The 18454-nt window shown below is 71.7% G+C and carries 17 protein-coding genes; 6 read left to right on the top strand and 11 right to left on the bottom strand.

The window, feature by feature from the left end:
• Nucleotides 1-262 precede the first annotated feature (262 nt).
• Genes ACBR40_RS03385 through ACBR40_RS03375 form a run of 3 tightly spaced genes read left to right on the top strand, consistent with a single transcriptional unit; the run spans nt 263 to nt 3140 of the window.
• The gene (locus ACBR40_RS03385; protein ID WP_371247324.1) at nt 263-1363 is read left to right on the top strand and encodes a hypothetical protein; all 1101 of its coding nucleotides are present in this window, start codon (nt 263-265) and stop codon (nt 1361-1363) included.
• On the top strand, nt 1360-2754 hold the full coding sequence (locus ACBR40_RS03380) for a hypothetical protein (protein WP_371247323.1): 1395 nt from the start codon (nt 1360-1362) through the stop codon (nt 2752-2754). Before ACBR40_RS03385 ends, ACBR40_RS03380 begins: the two co-directional genes overlap by 4 nt.
• Entirely contained in the window at nt 2751-3140 is a 390-nt protein-coding gene (locus tag ACBR40_RS03375) for a hypothetical protein (protein ID WP_371247322.1), read from the top strand. Before ACBR40_RS03380 ends, ACBR40_RS03375 begins: the two co-directional genes overlap by 4 nt.
• A 10-nt stretch (nt 3141-3150) precedes the next feature.
• Here the strand turns inward: ACBR40_RS03375 and ACBR40_RS03370 are convergent, their stop codons facing one another.
• Complete coding sequence (locus tag ACBR40_RS03370; protein WP_371247583.1) at nt 3151-4104, bottom strand: NAD(P)-dependent alcohol dehydrogenase; 954 nt, start codon at nt 4102-4104, stop codon at nt 3151-3153.
• Between the two features lie 77 nt (nt 4105-4181).
• On the opposite strand from ACBR40_RS03370, the gene ACBR40_RS03365 reads away from it, so the two are divergent.
• Complete coding sequence (locus ACBR40_RS03365) at nt 4182-4808, top strand: TetR/AcrR family transcriptional regulator (protein ID WP_371247321.1); 627 nt, start codon at nt 4182-4184, stop codon at nt 4806-4808.
• On the opposite strand, the gene ACBR40_RS03360 is transcribed toward ACBR40_RS03365, so the two are convergent.
• The 4 genes from ACBR40_RS03360 to ACBR40_RS03345 all read right to left on the bottom strand — a co-directional run bounded on the left by ACBR40_RS03360 (nt 4805) and on the right by ACBR40_RS03345 (nt 7963).
• Nucleotides 4805-5245: a MerR family transcriptional regulator gene (locus ACBR40_RS03360; protein ID WP_371247320.1), complete on the bottom strand. Its 441-nt coding sequence runs from the start codon at nt 5243-5245 to the stop codon at nt 4805-4807. The genes ACBR40_RS03365 and ACBR40_RS03360 overlap by 4 nt on opposite strands.
• Before the next feature lie 61 nt (nt 5246-5306).
• Nucleotides 5307-6500, bottom strand: a complete 1194-nt coding sequence (locus tag ACBR40_RS03355; RefSeq protein ID WP_371247318.1) for an FAD-dependent oxidoreductase — start codon at nt 6498-6500, stop codon at nt 5307-5309.
• Nucleotide 6501: 1 nt separating this feature from the next.
• Complete coding sequence (locus ACBR40_RS03350; protein WP_371247317.1) at nt 6502-7056, bottom strand: TetR/AcrR family transcriptional regulator; 555 nt, start codon at nt 7054-7056, stop codon at nt 6502-6504.
• A 79-nt stretch (nt 7057-7135) separates the two neighbouring features.
• Nucleotides 7136-7963 carry a sugar nucleotide-binding protein gene (locus ACBR40_RS03345; protein WP_371247316.1) on the bottom strand — a complete coding sequence of 276 codons (828 nt, stop codon included), beginning with the start codon at nt 7961-7963 and terminating at the stop codon, nt 7136-7138.
• 146 nt (nt 7964-8109) lie between these two features.
• On the opposite strand from ACBR40_RS03345, the gene ACBR40_RS03340 reads away from it, so the two are divergent.
• Nucleotides 8110-10137: an alpha-glucuronidase gene (locus tag ACBR40_RS03340; RefSeq protein ID WP_371247315.1), complete on the top strand. Its 2028-nt coding sequence runs from the start codon at nt 8110-8112 to the stop codon at nt 10135-10137.
• Between the two features lie 3 nt (nt 10138-10140).
• On the opposite strand, the gene ACBR40_RS03335 is transcribed toward ACBR40_RS03340, so the two are convergent.
• From ACBR40_RS03335 to ACBR40_RS03320, 4 genes are read right to left on the bottom strand one after another with little or no spacing between them, the layout of a single operon-like run.
• On the bottom strand, nt 10141-10839 hold the full coding sequence (locus tag ACBR40_RS03335; RefSeq protein ID WP_371247314.1) for a hypothetical protein: 699 nt from the start codon (nt 10837-10839) through the stop codon (nt 10141-10143).
• 5 nt (nt 10840-10844) lie between these two features.
• Complete coding sequence (locus ACBR40_RS03330; protein ID WP_371247313.1) at nt 10845-12482, bottom strand: extracellular solute-binding protein; 1638 nt, start codon at nt 12480-12482, stop codon at nt 10845-10847.
• 38 nt (nt 12483-12520) lie between these two features.
• Nucleotides 12521-13399: a carbohydrate ABC transporter permease gene (locus ACBR40_RS03325; protein WP_344216421.1), complete on the bottom strand. Its 879-nt coding sequence runs from the start codon at nt 13397-13399 to the stop codon at nt 12521-12523.
• Nucleotides 13393-14418 carry an ABC transporter permease subunit gene (locus tag ACBR40_RS03320; RefSeq protein ID WP_344216423.1) on the bottom strand — a complete coding sequence of 342 codons (1026 nt, stop codon included), beginning with the start codon at nt 14416-14418 and terminating at the stop codon, nt 13393-13395. Before ACBR40_RS03320 ends, ACBR40_RS03325 begins: the two co-directional genes overlap by 7 nt.
• 479 nt (nt 14419-14897) lie before the next feature.
• Here ACBR40_RS03320 and ACBR40_RS03315 point away from each other — a divergent pair, with 479 nt between their 5' ends.
• Nucleotides 14898-15773, top strand: a complete 876-nt coding sequence (locus tag ACBR40_RS03315) for an alpha/beta hydrolase (RefSeq protein WP_371247582.1) — start codon at nt 14898-14900, stop codon at nt 15771-15773.
• A 7-nt stretch (nt 15774-15780) separates the two neighbouring features.
• Here the strand turns inward: ACBR40_RS03315 and ACBR40_RS03310 are convergent, their stop codons facing one another.
• Together ACBR40_RS03310 and ACBR40_RS03305 are read right to left on the bottom strand one after the other, a co-directional pair.
• On the bottom strand, nt 15781-17238 hold the full coding sequence (locus ACBR40_RS03310; protein ID WP_371247312.1) for an N-acetylmuramoyl-L-alanine amidase: 1458 nt from the start codon (nt 17236-17238) through the stop codon (nt 15781-15783).
• Nucleotides 17239-17343: 105 nt separating this feature from the next.
• On the bottom strand, nt 17344-18267 hold the full coding sequence (locus ACBR40_RS03305) for a M23 family metallopeptidase (RefSeq protein ID WP_371247311.1): 924 nt from the start codon (nt 18265-18267) through the stop codon (nt 17344-17346).
• Nucleotides 18268-18454: the final 187 nt, after the last annotated feature.

The following is an 18454-nucleotide window of genomic DNA, read 5'->3' as shown; positions in this document are numbered from 1 at the left end:
CGATCAGCGACGCGCGGACGTGACCATCGGGAGGGTGACATGCGTCACACCGCATTGCTGGGAACGGTCCGGAAATCGACGTTCCGTCATCCGCCGAAAACACATCGCGTCATTTCCACGCAAAGCAATTCCGGGATGACGCCATGTCACTTACGAAGCGAAATACGGGCGCTCGTCTTTCGGCCGCGTCTGGAAGGATCGAAGGAAGCGAAGGGAGGCTTTTGTGATGGCATTGGCGAATGTCGGCTTACGACGCTTGCTCGTGGACACGGGCGAGCCCCGGGACTGGGTGAGCCCACGGACGGACCTCGTCACGGCGCTGCTGGGCGTGTGGTTCGGCATCGGCCTGATGATCGACGCCTGGGCGCACACCAATCTCGCGGGCGAGCTGGAGACGTTCTTCACCCCCTGGCACGCCGTTTTCTATTCGGGATTCGCGGCGGTGTCCGGCTGGATGGTGTGGCAGGCGTGGCGCAACGTACGCGCGGGCCGGCAGGGCCTCGCCGCCGTGCCGCGCGGATATCTGGCGGGACTCGTGGCGATTCCGGCATTCGCCGCGTTCGGCTTCGCCGACATGATGTGGCACACGCTGCTCGGCATCGAGACGACCGTGGACATCCTGTTCAGCCCGTCGCACCTGGGGCTGATCACGACGATGCTGCTCATCATCACCACGCCGCTCCGCTCCGCCTGGAACGCCCCCGACGTGGGCGCGCGCCCGGCGCTCGGGCGGCTGCTGCCCGCGCTGGTGGGGCTCGCGTTCGCGACCACGCTGGTGTCGCTGTTCCTGTCGTACGGTGACGCCATGCAGTGGCGGCCGGCCCGCATCGTCGAGGCGTTCTCCATCATGGACGACGGCGGGGCCGAGCGGCTGGCCACGGCGATGGTCATCAGCAACGTCATCCTGCTGACCCCGGTGCTGCTGCTCCTGCGCCGCTGGGAGCTGCCCTTCGGCGCGATGACCCTCATGTACGCGGTGGCGACCCTGATGTCGGGCGCGCAGACCGAGTTCGGGAACCTGCCGGTCCTGCTGGCCGTGGTGGGCGGGGGCCTGGTGGGCGACCTGCTGATCCGGTGGCTGCGGCCGTCGGCGGCGCGGCGCCGGGAGTACTGGACGTTCGCGGGGCTGTCGGGCTTCGCCACGTGGGCGCTGTACATCGGGGCGGCCTCGGCGGCGGGCGGCGGCCTCCCGGCCGTGCCGGAGCTGTGGACCGGCGCGCCGATCGTGGCCGGGCTGATCGGGCTGGTGCTCGGCGTGCTGTTCCTGCCGAACGCGACCGTGCCCGCCCCAGCCGGCGGGGCCGAGGCCGGTACGGGCGGCGGGGGCGCGGTCGGCACGGGCGGCGGCGTCGAGAAGGCATGAGGCTCGCCCGGCTGCTCGCGTTCGCCGCGCTCCTGGCGGCCCTGTTGTCGACGGGAGCGTCCCCGGCCGCGGCGCACAACGTCTCGGCCGGGGCGGACCTGCGCATCGCGCAGACGATCGCGGGCACGGAGCTCACGGTCGTGGTCAAGGGCACCACGCGGGTGCCCGGCCCGCTGCGGATCGGGATCATCGCCTACCAGCCGGTCACCGGCCTGCCGGTCGCCCTGGAGGTGCGGTCGGCCGAGGACGGGCGGACGGTGACGGGCGAGGCGGTGGCGGCGGCCGATCCGCGTTACGCGGAGCTGCGGGTGGAGCGGACCGGGCCGCACGTGCTCACGTTGCGCGCGGGCGGCGAGAGCGCCGTGGTGCCGTTCCGGGTCCTGGTGGAGCGGGGGTCGGGGGCGGAGCTCCTGATCTACGGCGGGTTCTTCGTGGCCGGGGTGCTGCTGGTGGGCGGGCTGCTCACCGGGGCCCTGGCCCGGCCGGGGCCGGCGATGGCGGTGGCGGCCGGGGCCGCGGCGGGGGTGACGGTGGCGGCGATGGTCATCGTGTTCGAGCCGATGGTGCCGCCGGGGCCGCCCGACGGGGCCGCGCCGCCGGTCACCGCCCTGGCCGGCGGGGGGCGGCCGTACGTGCAGGAACGGGTGGCGACGGAGCCGGCGCGGCCGGTCGCGGGAGAGGAGTTCACGTTGCGGGTGGATCTGGTGGACGGCTCCACCGGGCGGCCCGTGGACGACCTGACCGCCCACCACGAGGCGCTCGCCCATCTGGTCGTCACCAGTGAGGACGGGAGCTACTTCCGCCACGTCCATCCGCTGCGCACCGGTCCGGGGCGGCTGGAGGTCCGGCTGCGCGCCGACCGGCCGGGCCGCTACCTCGCGCACGCCGAGCTGGAACGCGAGGACTCCGGCGGCCAGCTCCTGGCGGCCAGCTTCGACGTGCACCGCTCAGGCGCGCAGTCAACCGCCGACGACGGCACGGGCAGCGACGCGAACGCCGGCAAGAGCGACAGCACTGGCGGCGGCGCGGGCAGCGATGCGAGCGACAGCACGGGCGGCGACGTGGGCGGTGGCGCGGTGACGGGCGGGGCGGTGCCGGTGGTGACGCCCGCTGTTCCGGTCGCCGGGCGGCCGGCGACCATCGAGATGGACGCGACCGGCCCGGTGCGGCCGTGGCTGGGCATGGCCGGGCACCTGATCGTCCGCGACCGCGACGGCGCCTTCCTCGGTCACGTGCACGAGATGGGCTCGCCGGGCTCCCGGCGGCTGCGCTTCACCTTCAGCTTCCCGGCCGAGGGACGCTACCTGGCCTGGGTCCAGTACGCGCTGGCCGACCGCATCGTGACCGTGCCGTTCACGGTAGAGGTGAGCGCGCAGGAGAACGCGCGATGAGGCGGCGGGCCCTGATCGCCGCCGCCCTCGTCGCGGCCGCCGTGGTGATCTTCGTCGTGGGCCGGGGCACGGCGGCCGAGCCGCTGCGCGCGTCGATCGCGGGCGCCCACTACGCCGCCACCGTCGTCATCGAGAGGCCCACGACCGGCCCGATCACCGTCGAGGTCGGGGTGACCTCCGGCGACGCCTACACGGTGGCGGTCTCAGCGGTCATGACCGGCATGGGCCACGCCACGTCGGAGCTGTCCGCCCGTGCGACGGCGCCGGGCCGTTTCGTCGCCGAGGGCGAGCTGTTCCTGATGAGCGGCGCCTGGGAGGTGTCGCTGCGGGTGAACGGCGCGGCGGGCGAGGAGACGCTGGTCGTCAACGCGCTCGTCACCGGCTGAGCCCTCCGGCTCAGTCCAGCCGGACGACGACCTTGCCCCGCACGCCGCCCGCCTCCAGGGCCCGGTGCGCCGCCGCGATGTCCGCCAGCGGGTACACGGTGTCCACGACCGGCCTGATCGCGCCGGACTCGACGTAGCGGGCGAGGTCGGCGAGGAGCCGGTGGTCCTGGGTCCCGCTGAAGACGCGCACCCGCCGCCGGCCGTGCACGGCGGAGAGGACGACGTACGCCAGCGACGCGGCGGTCCGGTCGAGGTCGAAGGCGATCGCCACCATCCGGCCGCGCGGCGTCAGGAGACGGCGGTAGGCGGGGTGCTCGGTGCCCACGGTGTCCAGGACGACGTCGAAGGGCGCCAGGTCGGCCGGGCCGGTGGTGCGGTAGTCGTGGGCCTCGTGCGCGCCGAGCTCGCGTACGAGGTCGAGGTTGCGCGCCCCGGCCAGGGCGGTGACGTGGGCGCCGAGCGCCCGGCCGAGCTGCACCGCGACGACGCCCACGCCGCCGCTGCCGCCGCGTACGAGCAGGCGCTCGCCCGGCTGGAGGCGCGCCTTGTCGCGCAGGGCGGTGATCGCCGTGGTCCCCACGACGAGGGCCGCGGCCTCGGCCGGGTCGAGGCCGGCCGGGGCCGGGGACAGGTGGCGGGGGCGGATGGCGACGTACTCGGCGGCGGTGCCGAACGTCCGTCCCGGCCCGCCCCAGACCAGGTCGCCCACCTTGGGCCCGCGTACGCCGGGGGTGACGGCGACGACCTCCCCGGCGAGGTCGAGGCCGACGCGCTTCGGGAAGCCGCGGCCCATCAGCCCGGTCACCGCCCGCAGCCGACCCGCCCGCCCGTACAGCTCGCCGCCGTTGACGCTGACGGCGCGCACACGCACCAGCACCTCGCCCGGGGCCGGGACCGGCCTCGGGAGCTCGCCCACGTAGAGCACGTCCGGGGGCCCGTACCGGTCGAAGAGGGCCGCGCGCATCTCACTCGCTGTGTCCATGAACGGGACGCTAGCCAACTAAACGGATAGTGCTGTCCATTTACGTTAAGGTGAGAAACATGCCTGGTCATCCCTCTCAGTTGCGGGCGGACGCGCGGGACAACCGGCAGCGCATCCTCGACGCGGCCAGGGAGGCGTTCGCCGCGCGCGGGCTCGGCGTGCCGATGGCGGCCGTCGCGCGGCGGGCCGGGGTCGGCATGGCGACGCTCTACCGGCGCTTCCCCTCGCGGGAGTCGCTGATCACGGAGGTGTTCGCCGACGAGCTGACCGCGTGCGCGTCCTTGGTGGAGGAGGCGCTGGCCGACCCCGACCCCTGGCGCGGGTTCTGCGCGGCGATCGAGAAGGTGTGCGCGATGCAGGTCGCCGACCGGGGCTTCACCGAGGCGTTCCTGACGGCGTTCCCCGAGGCGGCCGACTACGAGCGCGAGCGCACGCGGGTCGAGGAGCACTTCGGCGAGGTCGTACGGCGGGCCAAGGCGGCCGGTCGGCTGCGCGCCGACTTCGCGATGGCCGACCTGATGCTGCTGCTCAAGGCCAACTGCGCGATCGCCACCGGGCCCGAGGAGGAGGCCGCGGCGGCGTCGCGGCGGCTGGTGGCCTACCTGCTGCAGTCGTTCCGGGCCGAGCACGCCGTGCCGCTGCCGCCGGCGCCGCCGCTCACCCTCGACAAGCTGATCGCCCGCTAGCCGCGTTCTCGGATCACGCAGCCGTCCTTGCCGAGATCGTGGAGTGCGGCCGCGCTCTCCGCCATCCGTCGGTAGTCGGGGCATTGGGTGAAGTCGTCGGCGGTGCACAGCATGAGGTGCTCGATCAGCGCCTTGGATGCCGCGATCTCCTGGAGGCGGCGTTCCAGTTCGGCGTGGTGCCGCTGGAGCAGGGCTTGGCGCTCGGCCTGACCGGAGACGGTGAGGACGTCCCTGATCTGCTCCAGGCTCATGCCCGCCGCCTTGGCGCGCACGATCGTCAGGACGCGGACGACGTGGTCGCGGGTGTAGCGGCGGCGGCCGTTGACCCTGGTGGCGGGGGTCAGCAGGCCCATGGCCTCCCAGTGGCGCAGGACGTGCGGGGCGAGGCCGAACCGCTCGGCGAGCTCTCCGATCTGCATCCACTCGCTTGACTTCATGTTCACATTAACTTGCAGACTTGCCTCCACGTCAAGCGATCGCACACCGGCCGCCCGACCGTCATGCGGCGATGTGCTCCGGGCGGACGCCCAGGCCGATGAAGCGGCCCATCAGGTGGCGCAGCGGCGGCAGCGTCCGGAACGCCGTGAAGATCGCAGGCACGTGCCGGGTGGTGTCGTCGCCCAGGTCCTTGGGATAGAGGTCGCGCAGGATGCCGAGCTGGAAGGCCTGGGTGATCCTCGCGGCGCGCTCTCTGCGTGACTGCACCCGGGCCAGGTCGGCGTCCTGCGGCGTGCCGCCCCGGGCGAGGAGCGGGCCCAGCAGGTTGGCGGCGGCCACGGCGTCCTGGACCGCCAGGTTGATGCCCACGCCGCCGGCGGGCGACATGGCGTGGGCGGCGTCGCCGATGCACAGCAGACCCGGCCGCTGCCAGCGGGGCAGCCGGTCCACCCGTACGCTCAGCTGGTGCACCGCCTCCCAGTCGCGGATCTCCTTCACGCGGTCGCGCAGGGCCGGGGCCAGGTGCGCCACCCGGTCTCGGAACGCCGGCAGCCCGGCGGTCCTGAGCTCGTCGAAGGCGGCGGCCGGGATCGCGTAGGCGAGCTGCCAGAAGTCCCCGCGGTCGATGGAGATGAGTGCCCCCTTGCCGCCCTGGAAGAAGGGCACCTGGTCCTGCGGGCGGCGGGGCAGGCGGAACCACAGCACGTCCATGGGAGGCGAGGAGGCGACGGGGGTGAGGCCGGCGCGGGCCCGTACGGTGGAGTGGCGGCCGTCGGCGCCGATCACCAGGTCGGCCCGCACCTCGACGGGACCGTCGGCGGTGTCGGCCAGGACGCCGGTCACCCTCCCCCGGTCGGTGAGCAGTTCCGTGGCCCGGGCGCGGCGCAGGAGGCGGAAGGAGGGGTAGGCCGTGGCCTTGCCGGCCAGGAAGTCCAGCACGTCCCACTGCGGCATGAACGCGATGTAGGGGCAGCGCACGTTCAACCGGCTGAAGTCGGCGAAGGTGACGTCCCGGCCGCCCATGTTGACCGCCACCTGCGGCATCTTGGCGTGCGGGAGGTCCAGGAACTCCTCGATCCAGCCCAGCTCGACGATCAGTTGCAGGGTGGAGGGGTGGACGGTGTCGCCGCGGAAGTCGCGCAGGAAGTCCGCGTGTTTCTCCAGGACGACCACCTCGACGCCCTGACGGGCCAGCAGCAGCCCGGCCATCATGCCCGCGGGGCCGCCGCCGACGACACAGCATTGTGCGCGCATCTCATCCTTCTTCCGGAAACAGCAGCCCGACCAGGGCCGCGATGTCGATGGGGGTGCCCAGCCGCCGGTTGACGGCGACGGTGGCGAACAGGGTCCTGGCGGCCGTGACCGTGTCGTGCGGGCGCAGCTCGCCGGCGTCGATGCGGGCGAGCAGGAAGTCGCCGATGAGCCGCTGCCCCTCGCCGACCAGCGCCGCGAGCGGCGCGCGGGCCTGGACGGTGCTGAAGAACACCGCCATCAGCTCGGCGTTGTCGGCCAGCAGCCGGTCGAACGCCTCCAGCAGCTCGGCCAGCACCACGACGGCGGGCCGGGCGTCGTGATCTTGTACGCGCAGCTCCCGCAGGCGCGGCAGGAAGCCCCGCTCCGACAGCAGCGTCTCCACCATCGCCTCCTTGCTGTCGAAGTAGCGGTACAGCAGGCCCGGGGTGACGTCGGCGGCCTGAGCCACGTCCTTGACCGTGGCCCCGTCCACGCCCTTCTCCGCGAACACGCGCAAGGCCGCGTCCAGCAGTTGCTCCCGGCGCCATACCGCCTGCTCGCTTCGTGACCTGGCCATACCCTCACCTCGTTGAGTAAACGTTCATTCAATGTAGCACGCGCGGCGGACGCCGGGCCCGCCGGAGAAGGCTTGAAGATCAGATGGTGGCGCGGAGGAACTCGCGGGCGCCGCGCAGCCTGGTGCGCAGCCGTCGCTTGGTCGCCGTGCAGTCGAGGCGTACGTCGGCGGGGCCGGGCACGCCCGACCCGGCGCGCAGGCCGGCCGGCAGCCGGGCCGGGTCGAGCCCGTCGCGGCAGGCGATCAGGCGGCCGAGTTCGTGGCGGCTCACCGCGTCGGGGCCGGCCACGTGGTGGACGCCGGCTTGCCCGGACGCGGCCAGCTCCAGCAGGGCCGCGGCGAGGTCGCTCACGTGCACGGGGCAGCGTACGTCGTCGGTGAACAGCACCCCGTCCGCCCGGCCCGAGGCCAGCGCGTGCACCCGGGCCTCCTGGGGCGAGCCGCCGTCGCCGATGATGAGGGAGGTGCGGACGACCGCCGCCGCCGGGTCGATGGCGGTTACGGCCACCTCGGCCGCCGCCTTGGCCGCGCCGTACGGGGAGATCGGGTCGGGCTCGGCGTCCTCGGCGTAGGTGACCGCCCTGCCCGAGAAGACGGCGTCGCTCGACACGTGGACCAGGCGGGCCCCCTGCGCGGCGCAGGCGAGCGCCACGTGGGCGGCGCCGGTCGCCGTCGTGGCCCAGTCGTCCTGCCGGTAGGCGGCGTTGACGACGACGTCGGGGCGCAGCGCCGCGAGCACGGCGGCCACGGCGTCCCGGTCGCGGACGTCGAGCGGCCGCCACTCGGCCTCCGCCACCCGCCCGGGACGGCTGAAGCAGGTGGCGGCCACCCGGTGACCGGCCGCCCCGGCCTGCCGCACGAGCTCGCCCCCGAGGAACCCGCCACCGCCGACGATGGTGACCCTCACGCGCGCCCCCCTGGATCAGCCGGTGACCTCGATCCCGGCTCTCGCCCGTCGTCGCCTCGTACGCGCACGTCGGCAGACTACTGCGACGATGATCCCCTTTCGGTAGATTCGGACTGATCAATGTGTTCGTCACCCGGAGGAGTCCCGTGACCGTTCCTCAGCTGACCGACGTGCATCCGGCGTGGCTGCCGCCGGAGGCGTTCCGGGCGATCGGCTCGCGCCAGGTTCTCGTGCTGGGCGAGGGCGCGCTGGTGGAGACGGTCCGCGAGGAGGTCGCGGCGGCCACGGCCCGCCACGGCGGCGGGCAGGCCGGCGCGGGGCCGGCCGGCTGCGTGCTCGCGCTGAGCGGCGCGGACGGCCTGCCGGAGCCGGCGCGGGCGGTCGCCGCCGAGGCCGGGCCCACCGGCGCGGAAGGGTACGCCCTGGCCCGCCGCGACGGCGTCACCGTCGTCGTCGCAGACGCCCCCGCCGGGCTGCTGTACGGGCTGTTCCACCTGGTACGCCTGGGCGAGACGGCCTTCGCGCCCGAGGACCGGCCGGTCGAGCGGCACGCGCCCGCCACGGCCCGGCGCATGCTCGACCACTGGGACAACATCGCCGTGCACCCCGTGATGGGCCAGGTCGAGCGCGGCTACGCGGGCGGCTCGCTGTTCTGGCGCGACGGGGAGCTGCGCGAGGACCTGACGCGGGTGCGCGCCTACGCCCGGCTGCTGGCCGCCGCCGGGATCAACGCCGTCGCGATCAACAACGTGAACGTGCACGCCACCGAGGCCCGCCTGCTGACCGACCGCCTCGGCGAGGTGGCCGCCATCGCTGCCGAGCTGCGCCCGTACGGGATCCGGACGCACGTGTCGGTCGGCTTCGCCTCCCCCGTCGTCCTCGGCGGCCTGCCCACCGCCGATCCGCTGGACGAGGAGGTGCGCCGGTGGTGGGCGGCCGCCGCCGACCGGGTGTACGCGGCGGTGCCGGACTTCGGCGGGTTCGTGGTCAAGGCCGACTCCGAGGGGCAGCCGGGACCGTTCGCGTACGGGCGCAGCCACGCCGACGGAGCGGCCGTCCTCGCCGCCGCGCTCGCCCCGCACGGCGGGGTGGTGCACTGGCGGGCGTTCGTCTACGACCACCGCCAGGACTGGCGCGACCGCTCCACCGACCGCGCCCGCGCCGCCTGCGACCACTTCGCCCCGCTCGACGGGCGGTTCGCGGGCAACGTGATCCTCCAGGTCAAGCACGGCCCCATGGACTTCCAGCCGCGTGAGCCGGTCTCGCCGGTGATCGCCGCCATGCCGGCCACGAAGCTGGCGGTGGAGCTCCAGGTGACGCAGGAGTACACCGGCCAGCAGCGGCACGTGTGCTACCTGGCGCCGATGTGGAGCGAGCTGCTGGCCTTCCGCCCGTGGGGCGAGGAGGGCCGCGCCGTCGCGGACGTGGCCGTGCACGGGGGCGGGCTGGTCGCCGTCTCCAACGCGGGCGACGACCCCTACTGGACCGGCCATCCCCTGGCCCAGGCCAACCTGTACGCCTTCGGCCGGCTCGCCTGGGACCCCCGCCTGGACCCGGCCGCCATCCTCGACGAGTGGGCGGACCTGACCTTCCCCGCGACCGCGGATGAGCTGCGCGGCACGCTGCACGCGATCATGGACGGGTCGTGGCGGACGTACGAGCGCTACACGGCCCCGCTGGGCGTCGGCTTCATGGTCCGCCCCGGCCACCACTACGGCCCGGACGTGGACGGCTACGAGTACACCCCGTGGGGCACCTACCACTTCGCCGACCGCGACGGCGTCGGCGTGGACCGCACCCGGGCCACGGGCACCGGCTTCACCGGCCAGTACCCGCGGCCGTGGGCCGACGTGTACGAGTCCCTGGAGCATTGCCCGGACGAGCTGCTGCTCTTCTTCCACCACGTCCCGTACGGGCACGTGCTGCGCGGCGGCTCGACGGTGATCCAGCACATCTACGACACGCACTTCGCCGGGGTCGAGGAGGTCTCAGCGATGCGGGCACACTGGGACAAGCTGGACGGCTCGGGGCTGGTGGACCCGGCGTACCACGCCCGCGTCACGGAGCTGCTGGCCGAGCAGCAGCGCTCCGCCGAGGAGTGGCGCGACCAGGTCAACACCTACTTCTTCCGCAAGTCGGGCGTCCCGGACGCGCGCGGCCGCCGCATCCACTGAGCTTCAGGCGGTGAAGCGCTCCTCGACCTCGGCGGTCACCGGCCGGCTGTTCCTGAGCAGCGCGGCCGCGAACGCCGAGGCCAGCAGCGCCGCCAGCAGCTCGGTGCCGATCATCGTGACGCCGGCGGCCACGACCAGCAGGGACGTGTTCGCCAGCGCCGCCTTCGGGTGGCGCAGCAGGAAGTAGGAGGCCAGGCGGGCCACGTCCACCGCGCGGAAGGCGAACAGCGAGGTGATCACCAGCGCGTTGCCGGCCCAGAGCAGGCCGCCGAGCGCGACGAGCACCAGCAGCCCCGCCCACCAGCCGGGCACCCCGGCCGCGCCGAAGTTGGCCAGGGTGGTGCCGACGACCGCCACGCCGGCCAGCCAGGGCGCCCAGATCTTCAGCGCCCCGGCGGCGTTGGCCCGGTAGCCGCGCCAGAACGCCGCCGCCGGGCGCAGGTCGGCGAGGTCCCGGCTGCGCCGGCGCAGCGCGTACAGGGCCGCCGACAGCGCGGGGCCGAGCGGCAGCGCGCACAGCGCCGCCAGCGGCACGTTGCTCGCGTCGCCGCCGAGCAGGGTCAGCGCGGCCAGGCCCGGCGCGACGGCGAGCAGGAACATGGCCTCGACGACCATCAGGGTGTAGATGAGCGCGGCGGCGCGGGAGAGCGGCCCCTCTCCGAACCGCGATCCGGCCGCCGCTCCCCCCGTCCGGGTGTTCATGGCGCTCAGCCGTGCTCCTTCTTGAAACGCTCGTAGGCGGTGTTGACCAGGTTCACATAGGAGGTCATGTTCTTGCCCTCCAGCTCCTTGACGTAGGCGTCCCACTCGCCGAGGTCGCGCTCGCCGAGGATGAACTTGAGCGTCTGCTGGGTGACGTAGTCCTTCAGCGGGGTCTCCCAGAGCGTCGCCTGCTCGCGCTCCTCCTCGTTGAACGGGTGCGGCGGCTCGATCGGCCACGCCTTGCGGGCGTTCATCACCTTCTGGAACTCCAGCTCCTCCGGGGAGAAGGTGGAGTTGAGCAGCGCGGTGGTGCCGCCGTAGGCGAACACGCCGTTGGAGAAGCCGAAGTCCTTCTGCAGGTGCTTGGGCGCGCCGGGGTTGAGCCCGACGAAGTCGACGTCCTTGGCCAGCTGGTACGCCCCGGACCCGTCCTTGGTGTACGTGACGCCCTCGACGCCCCACTTGGCGAACTCCTGGCCCTGGTCGGAGTACCAGAGCCAGTCGATGAACTGCATCATGGCGACGAAGTTCTTGTTCTCCAGCGCCTTCTTGGAGATCATGACGCCGTTCTCCAGGCGGGTGCCGATCTTGTACTCGCCGACCGGGCCCATCGGCACCGGGATCTTGGCGATCTTGGCGTCGGGGACGAGCTTGGTCAACGTCGGCCGGTAGTCGTTGATGATCGTCTGGGCGTTGGTGCTGATGACGAACGACTTGCCGGAGTTGAACTTCTGCTTGGCCTGCTCGTCCTGCTGGGTGAAGCTCTCCGGGTCGAGCAGCTTCTCCTTCACCAGCTTGGCGAGATACTCGATCATCTGCTTGTACTGCGGCATCGCGCCGGTGTAGACGAACTTGCCGCTCGCGGTGTCGAAGGTCGCGTGCTGGTACTCCCAGCCACCCTTGGTGCCGTACGCCTGGGCGACGAGCTTGAGCAGGTTGCCGCCCGGCGTCGGCACGCCCCAGCGGTCGGTCATCGGGTAGAGGTCGGGATACTCCGCCTTCATCGCCTTCAGCACCGTGTAGAGGTCGTCCCAGGTCTTGGGGACCTCCAGCTTCAGCTTCTCCAGGATGTCGGTCCTGACGGCCAGCGTGTAGTCGACCCAGACCTCCTCGTGCAGGCCCGGCAGCAGGTAGATGCGGCCGTCGGCCTGGCGCAGGGTGTCCAGGTCGGGGCCCATGTTCCACTTGGCGATCTTGTCCTTGAGGTTGGGCATGAGATCGAAGTAGTCGCTGACCGGCAGGATCGCGCCCGAGGCGACGAACGCCTCCTCCTGCGGGTGGTAGGTCTTCGGGATGACGAGCGGGGCCTGGCCGGAGCCCACGAGCAGGCCGCGCTTCTTCTCGTAGTCGCTGAGCGGCACCTCCACCGGCTTCAGCGTCACGTTCGTGCGCTTGGTGAGCTCCTGCCAGAGCAGCCAGTCGTTCTTGTTCGGATAGAACGAGTGGTTGTTGTAGAGCACGTCGAACGAGATCGGCTCGGTCGCCTTGAACTGCTGGTTGACGCCGTAGTTGGCCATCGCGGCGGCCCGGTTGCCCGACACGTCGGCGGCCTTCTTCGGAGTCTCGTCCTCGCCGCAGCCGGCGAGCACGAGCGTGAACGCGCCCAGTCCGATGATCGCCTGACGCCGTGAGATGTCGCGCATGGGGGGAGCTTCCTTTGGTGAGGGACGGTACGGAGGAATCAGCCCTTGACGGCGCCGAGCATGACGCCGGAGACGAAGTACCTCTGGACGAAGGGGTAGACCGCCAGGATCGGCAGCACGGTGAGCATGATCGTCACGGCCTGGATGTTGGCCGCGGCGGCCGACGCCTCGGCGATCCCCGCGCCCGCGGCCTCCGCGCCGGTCGCGCCGGCGATGAGGTTGCGCAGGTAGATGGTCACCGGGAACAGGTCGCCGTCGTTGAGGTAGAGGAACGCCGTGAACCAGGAGTTCCAGAACGAGACCGCGTAGAACAGCACCATGGTCGCGATGACCGCCTTGGACAGCGGCAGCACGATCCGCCACAGGACGCCGTAGGTGTTGAGCCCGTCGATGGCGGCGGCCTCCTCCAGGTCCCGCGGCAGGCCCTCGAAGAACGTCTTCATGACCAGGAGGTTGAAGACGCTGATGGCGTTCGGCAGGACGACGGACCAGATCGTGTCGGTCAGGCCGAGGCTGTTGACCAGCACGTAGTTCGGGATCAGGCCGCCGGAGAAGATCATGGTGAAGACCGCCACCCAGATGAGGAAGGTGCGGCCCTTCAGGTGCTTCTTCGACAGCACGTACGCGTAGCAGGTCGTGAGGAACATCGCGATCGCGGTCGCCACGACCGTGTAGACCACCGTGTTGCGGTAGTTCGTCCAGAACATCGGGTCCGACACGACCAGCTTGTACGTCTCGATGTTGAACCCGCGCGGGATCAGGTTGACCTGGCCCCCCACGATGTAGCGCTCCTCGCTGAACGAGCGCGCCACGATGTTGACGAACGGGTACAGCGTCACGATCACCACGCCGGTCAGGATGACGGCGTTGATCCCCTGGAAGACGCGGTAGCCGCGGGTGCGGTCCAAGGTCACCACAGGCTCGTCCCTACTGCTCGGCGGGAGATCAGGTTCGCCGACACGATCAGCACCACGCCGACCAGCGCCTCGAACAGGCCGATCGCGGCGGCGTAGCTGAGGTTGCTGGACTCCACGCCCATCCGGTACAGGAACGTGGTGATGACGTCGGCGGTCGGGTACGTCAGCGGGTTGTACAGCAGCAGCACCTTCTCGAAGCCGATGGTCATGAAGGTGCCGATGTTGAGGATCAGCAGCGTGACGGCCGTGGGCCGGATGCCGGGCAGGGTGACGTGCCAGATCTGCCGCCACCGCCCGGCGCCGTCCATGCGCGCGGCCTCGTAGAGCTGCTCGTCGATGGTGGTCAGCGCGGCCAGGTAGAGGATGGTCCCCCAGCCGACCGTCTGCCAGACCTCGGAGGAGACGAAGATCGTACGGAACCACTCCGGCTTCTGGATGAACGCGGTCGGCTCGCCGCCGAGGGCCTTGACGAGCTGGTTCACCGGCCCGTCGATGGCCACGAGCTGCATGACCAGGCCGGCCACGATCACCACCGACAGGAAGTGCGGCAGGTACGACACCGACTGCAGGAACCGCTTGATCTTGGCGTTGCGCACCTCGTTGAGCAGCAGCGCCAGCACGATCGGCAGCGGGAAGCAGAACAGCAGGGTGAGCGCGCCGAGGACGAGGGTGTTGGTGAAGACGTTCCAGAACGAGGGGTCGGCGAGGAACATCTTCACGTAGCGCAGGCCCACCCAGGTCTCGCCGAACAGGCTGCCGCCGGGCTCGTACTTGCGGAAGGCGATGATGTTGCCGAGCATCGGCACGTAGCGGAAGAGCACGAAGAACGCCAGGGGCAGCACCGCCAGCGTGTAGAGCTGCCAGTCGCGGCCGAGCGCGCGCCGCCAGGAGCCCGTCCGGGCCCGGCCTTCCCGACGGTTGGGAAGCGTTTTCCCAGTGGGGTCGGGAAAACCGGTCTCAGCCTTCTGGACCAGCACCGAAGTCGGGCCGGTGTCGTCGAATGGTTCCTGACCCCTCATGCCATCCTTCCGGCCGTCATGTCGCCAACCGAAACTTTCGCGAAGATCCGTTAATATTGCGGCAACTTAGGGGCCCGCTTGACGCGTGTCAAGAGGGTGGAAGGCTGCTATGTTGCTGCGCGAGTTGTTGACGTTCACGCGGGTCAGCGCGCCAATAGGGATCACCGATGACAGCAATTTGCCGGAAAGTTTCCGGAAACAACGACCGGTGTGCTCCGTGACAAATTGCCGTCCGGGTCAGATGGCGGCCGGGCGGGCCGGCGGACCGGACGGCGATCGGCCCGCGCCGGAGGACGTCACGGGCGGGCCGGGTGAACGGTTCGGCGGGCCGGGAAAACGGACGGGCACCGTCCGTTGACGCGGCGGGGCCCGGACCTTACGTTGGGGAGGCGTTCACGGGTGTCCCCCACCGCTCCCGGCTCCCGCAGTGAGGTGCGTGCATGGCCCTTGACGAGGCGACGACCCAGTTCCTGCTGCAGATGGGCGACACCGGGGTCAAGCCGCTGCACGAGATGACGCCGGACGAGGCGCGCATGACGTTCGCCGCGCTCCGCGATCTCTACGGCCCCGGGCCGGAGATGGTGCGCGTCGAGGAGGCGGTCATCGACGGCGAGGACGGCGGCTCGTTCGGCGCGCGGGTCCTGGTCCCGTCGGAGACGCCGCGCGGCGTGCTCCTCTACTACCACGGCGGCGGCTGGGTGATCGGCGGCATCGACGAGTTCGACACCCTGGGGCGGCAGCTCGCCGCCCGCACGGGCTGCACGGTGGTGCTGGTGGACTACCGGCTGGCCCCCGAGCACCGCTACCCCACCGCCGCCCGCGACGCCTACGCGGCCCTGACCTGGGCCGCGGCCACGTTCCCCGGCCGGCCGATCGTGGTGGCCGGGGACAGCGCGGGCGGCAACCTGGCCGCGGTGACCGCCCGGCGCGCCCGCGACGAGGGCGGGCCGGAGATCCTGCTGCAGGTGCTGGTCTATCCGGTGACGGACTGCGACCTGGACAACGGCTCCTACACCGACCCGGCGAACCAGCTCATGCTGAGCCGCGACTCGATGGTGTGGTTCTGGGACCACTACGCGCCCGACCCCGCCGACCGCGCCGACCCGGACGCCTCGCCGCTGCGTGCCGCCGACCTGTCCGGGCTGCCGCCCGCGGTCGTCCTGACCGCCGAGCACGACGTGCTGCGCGACGAGGGCGAGGCGTACGCCGAGCGGCTGCGGGCCGCCGGAGTGCCGGTGGAGTCCCGGCGCTTCGACGGCCAGATGCACGCCTTCTTCACCCTGGTCAACGTGCTGCCCGGCAGCGCGGCGGCGGTGACCATGGTGAGCGAGGCGGTGAACCGCCGCCTGACGTGACGGACGCTCAGCCGCAGTGCTCGAAGGGGCTGTCGTAGCTGGACGAGCCGGCCTTGCCGCCCCACTTGACGCACTTGTTCTCGGCCGCGGCGCGAACGGGACCGGCGTAGTAGGCGAAGTTGCCGCTGTCGGTCACCCGCGCCTTGCCCTGGACCTCCAGATAGGCGCTGGTCGCGGTCGCGGTGCCCAGCGAGGTCTTCTTCAGCGTGGCCACGCAGTTGTAGCCGTTGCCGGAGTTGTACAGCAGGTACGCGGTGCCCGCCGTGCCCAGCGCGGCCGAGTCGATCACCTTGTAGCCGGAGCCGCAGACCTCTTCGGGGGTGTGCGGGTTGGTGGGGGTGGTGCTGCCGGTCACGTACTTCATGTACGTCGACCAGTTCCAGTTCGAGCCGGGGTCGGTGTGGTCGGCGCCGGGGACCTCGTTGTGGCCCACGATGTGGGAGCGGTCCTTGGGGATGCCGTAGCGGTCGGCGATGTTCCTGGTCAGGGCCGCCGAGGCGCGGTACATCGCGTCGGTGAACCAGGAGGCGTCGCTGACGTAGCCCTCGTGCTCGATGCCGACCGAGCGGCGGTTGTAGTCGCCGGCGTGGAAGGCGCGGTCCTTCTCGCGCACCATCTGGGTGATGGCGCCGTTGGAGGACTTGACGACGTAGTGGGCCGAGACCTTGGCGCTGGGGTTCTGGAACCAGGAGATGGTGCCGGCGTAGGAGCCCTGCGTGACGTGGATGACGATGCGGTCGATCGCGTCGCTCGACGGGCGGCTGGAGACGGCGTAGTTGGCGCTGTTCGCGGCGGCCCAGGTCGCGCCGGGGTAGTCGACGGCCGCGGCCAGGGTGTTGGGCGCGTCGAGGTCCTCGGCCTTGGCGTACGGGCCGCGCTGCGGCTGCACCGCGCGGGCCGGCACGGTGACCGTCTCGCCGGCGGGCGTCGTGGCGCGCACGCCGGCGGCCAGCAGGTCGTAGACGGTGTCGGCGTACAGGCGGGCGACGTCGGCCGAGGCGGCGCCGCCGTACTTGGCGACCGCCTGGTACCACTGGGCCGGGTCCTTGCGGGCGGCGGCGTTCAGCCCGAGGTCGTCGGCGTGCGCGCGGAGCACGGCGGCGCCGCCCGCGATGTTGGCCGCGTCGTCCTTCTTCAGCGTGGCGGCCGGCTTGCCCGTCAGGGTGGCCGCGCGCTCCAGCGAGCGGTTGGCGGGGTTGCTGACCAGGTGCATCACGCCGTAGCCGCCGCTGGCGCTGGGCGCGCCGTCGTGCCCGTCCAGGTGGGTCTCTGCGTAGGCGAGGGCCACCAGCAGGTCGCGGGGCACCTCGTACGTGGCCGCGGCGCCGGCGAACGCGGTGGCCAGCGCGCCCGCCGTGACCGTGCGGGCGGCGGGGGCTGCGTGCGCCGTGACGGGCGGCGCGGCGAGCGGGATCAGCGCGCCGGCCAGGAGCACGGCGGCGCGGCGGCGGAGTCGGGACTGCACGGAGTTCTCCTCAACGGGGTTCGGGGGGAAGGAGCGGCCGCCGCGGGTGTGGAGGGGGGCGGCGGCCGCTCCGGCCGGGGGCCGGCCACGGGATCGCTCCCGGGATCAGCCGCAGTGCTCGAAGGGGCTGTCGTAGCTGGACGAGCCGGCCTTGCCGCCCCACTTGACGCACTTGTTCTCGGCCGCGGCGCGGACCGGACCGGCGTAGTAGGCGAAGTTGCCGCTGTCGGTCACCCGCGCCTTGCCCTGGACCTCCAGATAGGCGCTGGTCGCGGTCGCGGTGCCCAGCGAGGTCTTCTTCAGCGTGACCACGCAGTTGTAGCCGTTGCCGGAGTTGTACAGCAGGTACGCGGTGCCCGCCGTGCCCAGCGCGGCCGAGTCGATCACCTTGTAGCCGGAGCCGCACACTTCTTCGGGGGTGTGCGGGTTGGTGCTGCCGGAGCAGGAGTTCTTGGAGGTCAGGGTCTGGGTCGGGTAGCCGAAGGTGGTCCCGCCGAAGACGGCCTTGCGGATGTTGCCCGGGTAGCCGTCGCCCTCGCGGACCTCGTAGTGGAGGTGGGGGCTGATGTTGTTGCCCGGCTTGCTGGTGTTGCCCACCGTGCCGATCTTCTGGCCCTGCTTCACCTGGGCGCCGGCGCTGACCGAGCGCACGTTCAGGTGGGCGTAGTACGACGTCCAGCCGCCGCCGTGGTCGATCTTGACCAGGTTGCCGTAGCCGTTGACGGAGCCCTGGTGGGCCGAGATCACGACGGTGCCGGCCGCGGCGGCCACGACGGTGTCGCCGAGGTCGGCGTCCGCGGTGCTGCCGCGGTTGAAGTCGATCTCGTAGGACTGGTGGGCGCTGCTGTTGCTGGAGTTGCCGGTCCACGACTGGCCGCAGGGGAACGGGAGCTGGAAGCTCGGCGCGGCCAGGGTGGACACCTCCGGGACCTTCACCTGGTTCGGCGGGTCGTTCGGGTCCGATGCCGAGGTCGGCGCGGCCGAGGCGGTCTGGCCGCCGATGAGCCCGGCAAGCAGGACAAAGCCCACCGTAAGTACCCGCGTGGATCTCATACGGATCCTTTCTGGATCAGCTGGTGCTGCGCTTTCTGCTGGCGACCAAGATTGCGGGTACGGCATACAGAGAACCTCCAAAATCGGTATAAAGACCGAACCGGCATGAACGACGACCCGACGTACAGGCGCTCCGGCGCCACCGGAGGAGCAGGTGCGTTCG

The sequence above is a fragment of the Nonomuraea sp. AD125B genome (genome assembly GCF_041402765.1).
Lineage (GTDB): Bacteria > Actinomycetota > Actinomycetes > Streptosporangiales > Streptosporangiaceae > Nonomuraea > Nonomuraea bangladeshensis.
Note: the sequence above shows the minus strand (reverse complement) of the source record. Positions and strands in the feature narration are given on the sequence as shown.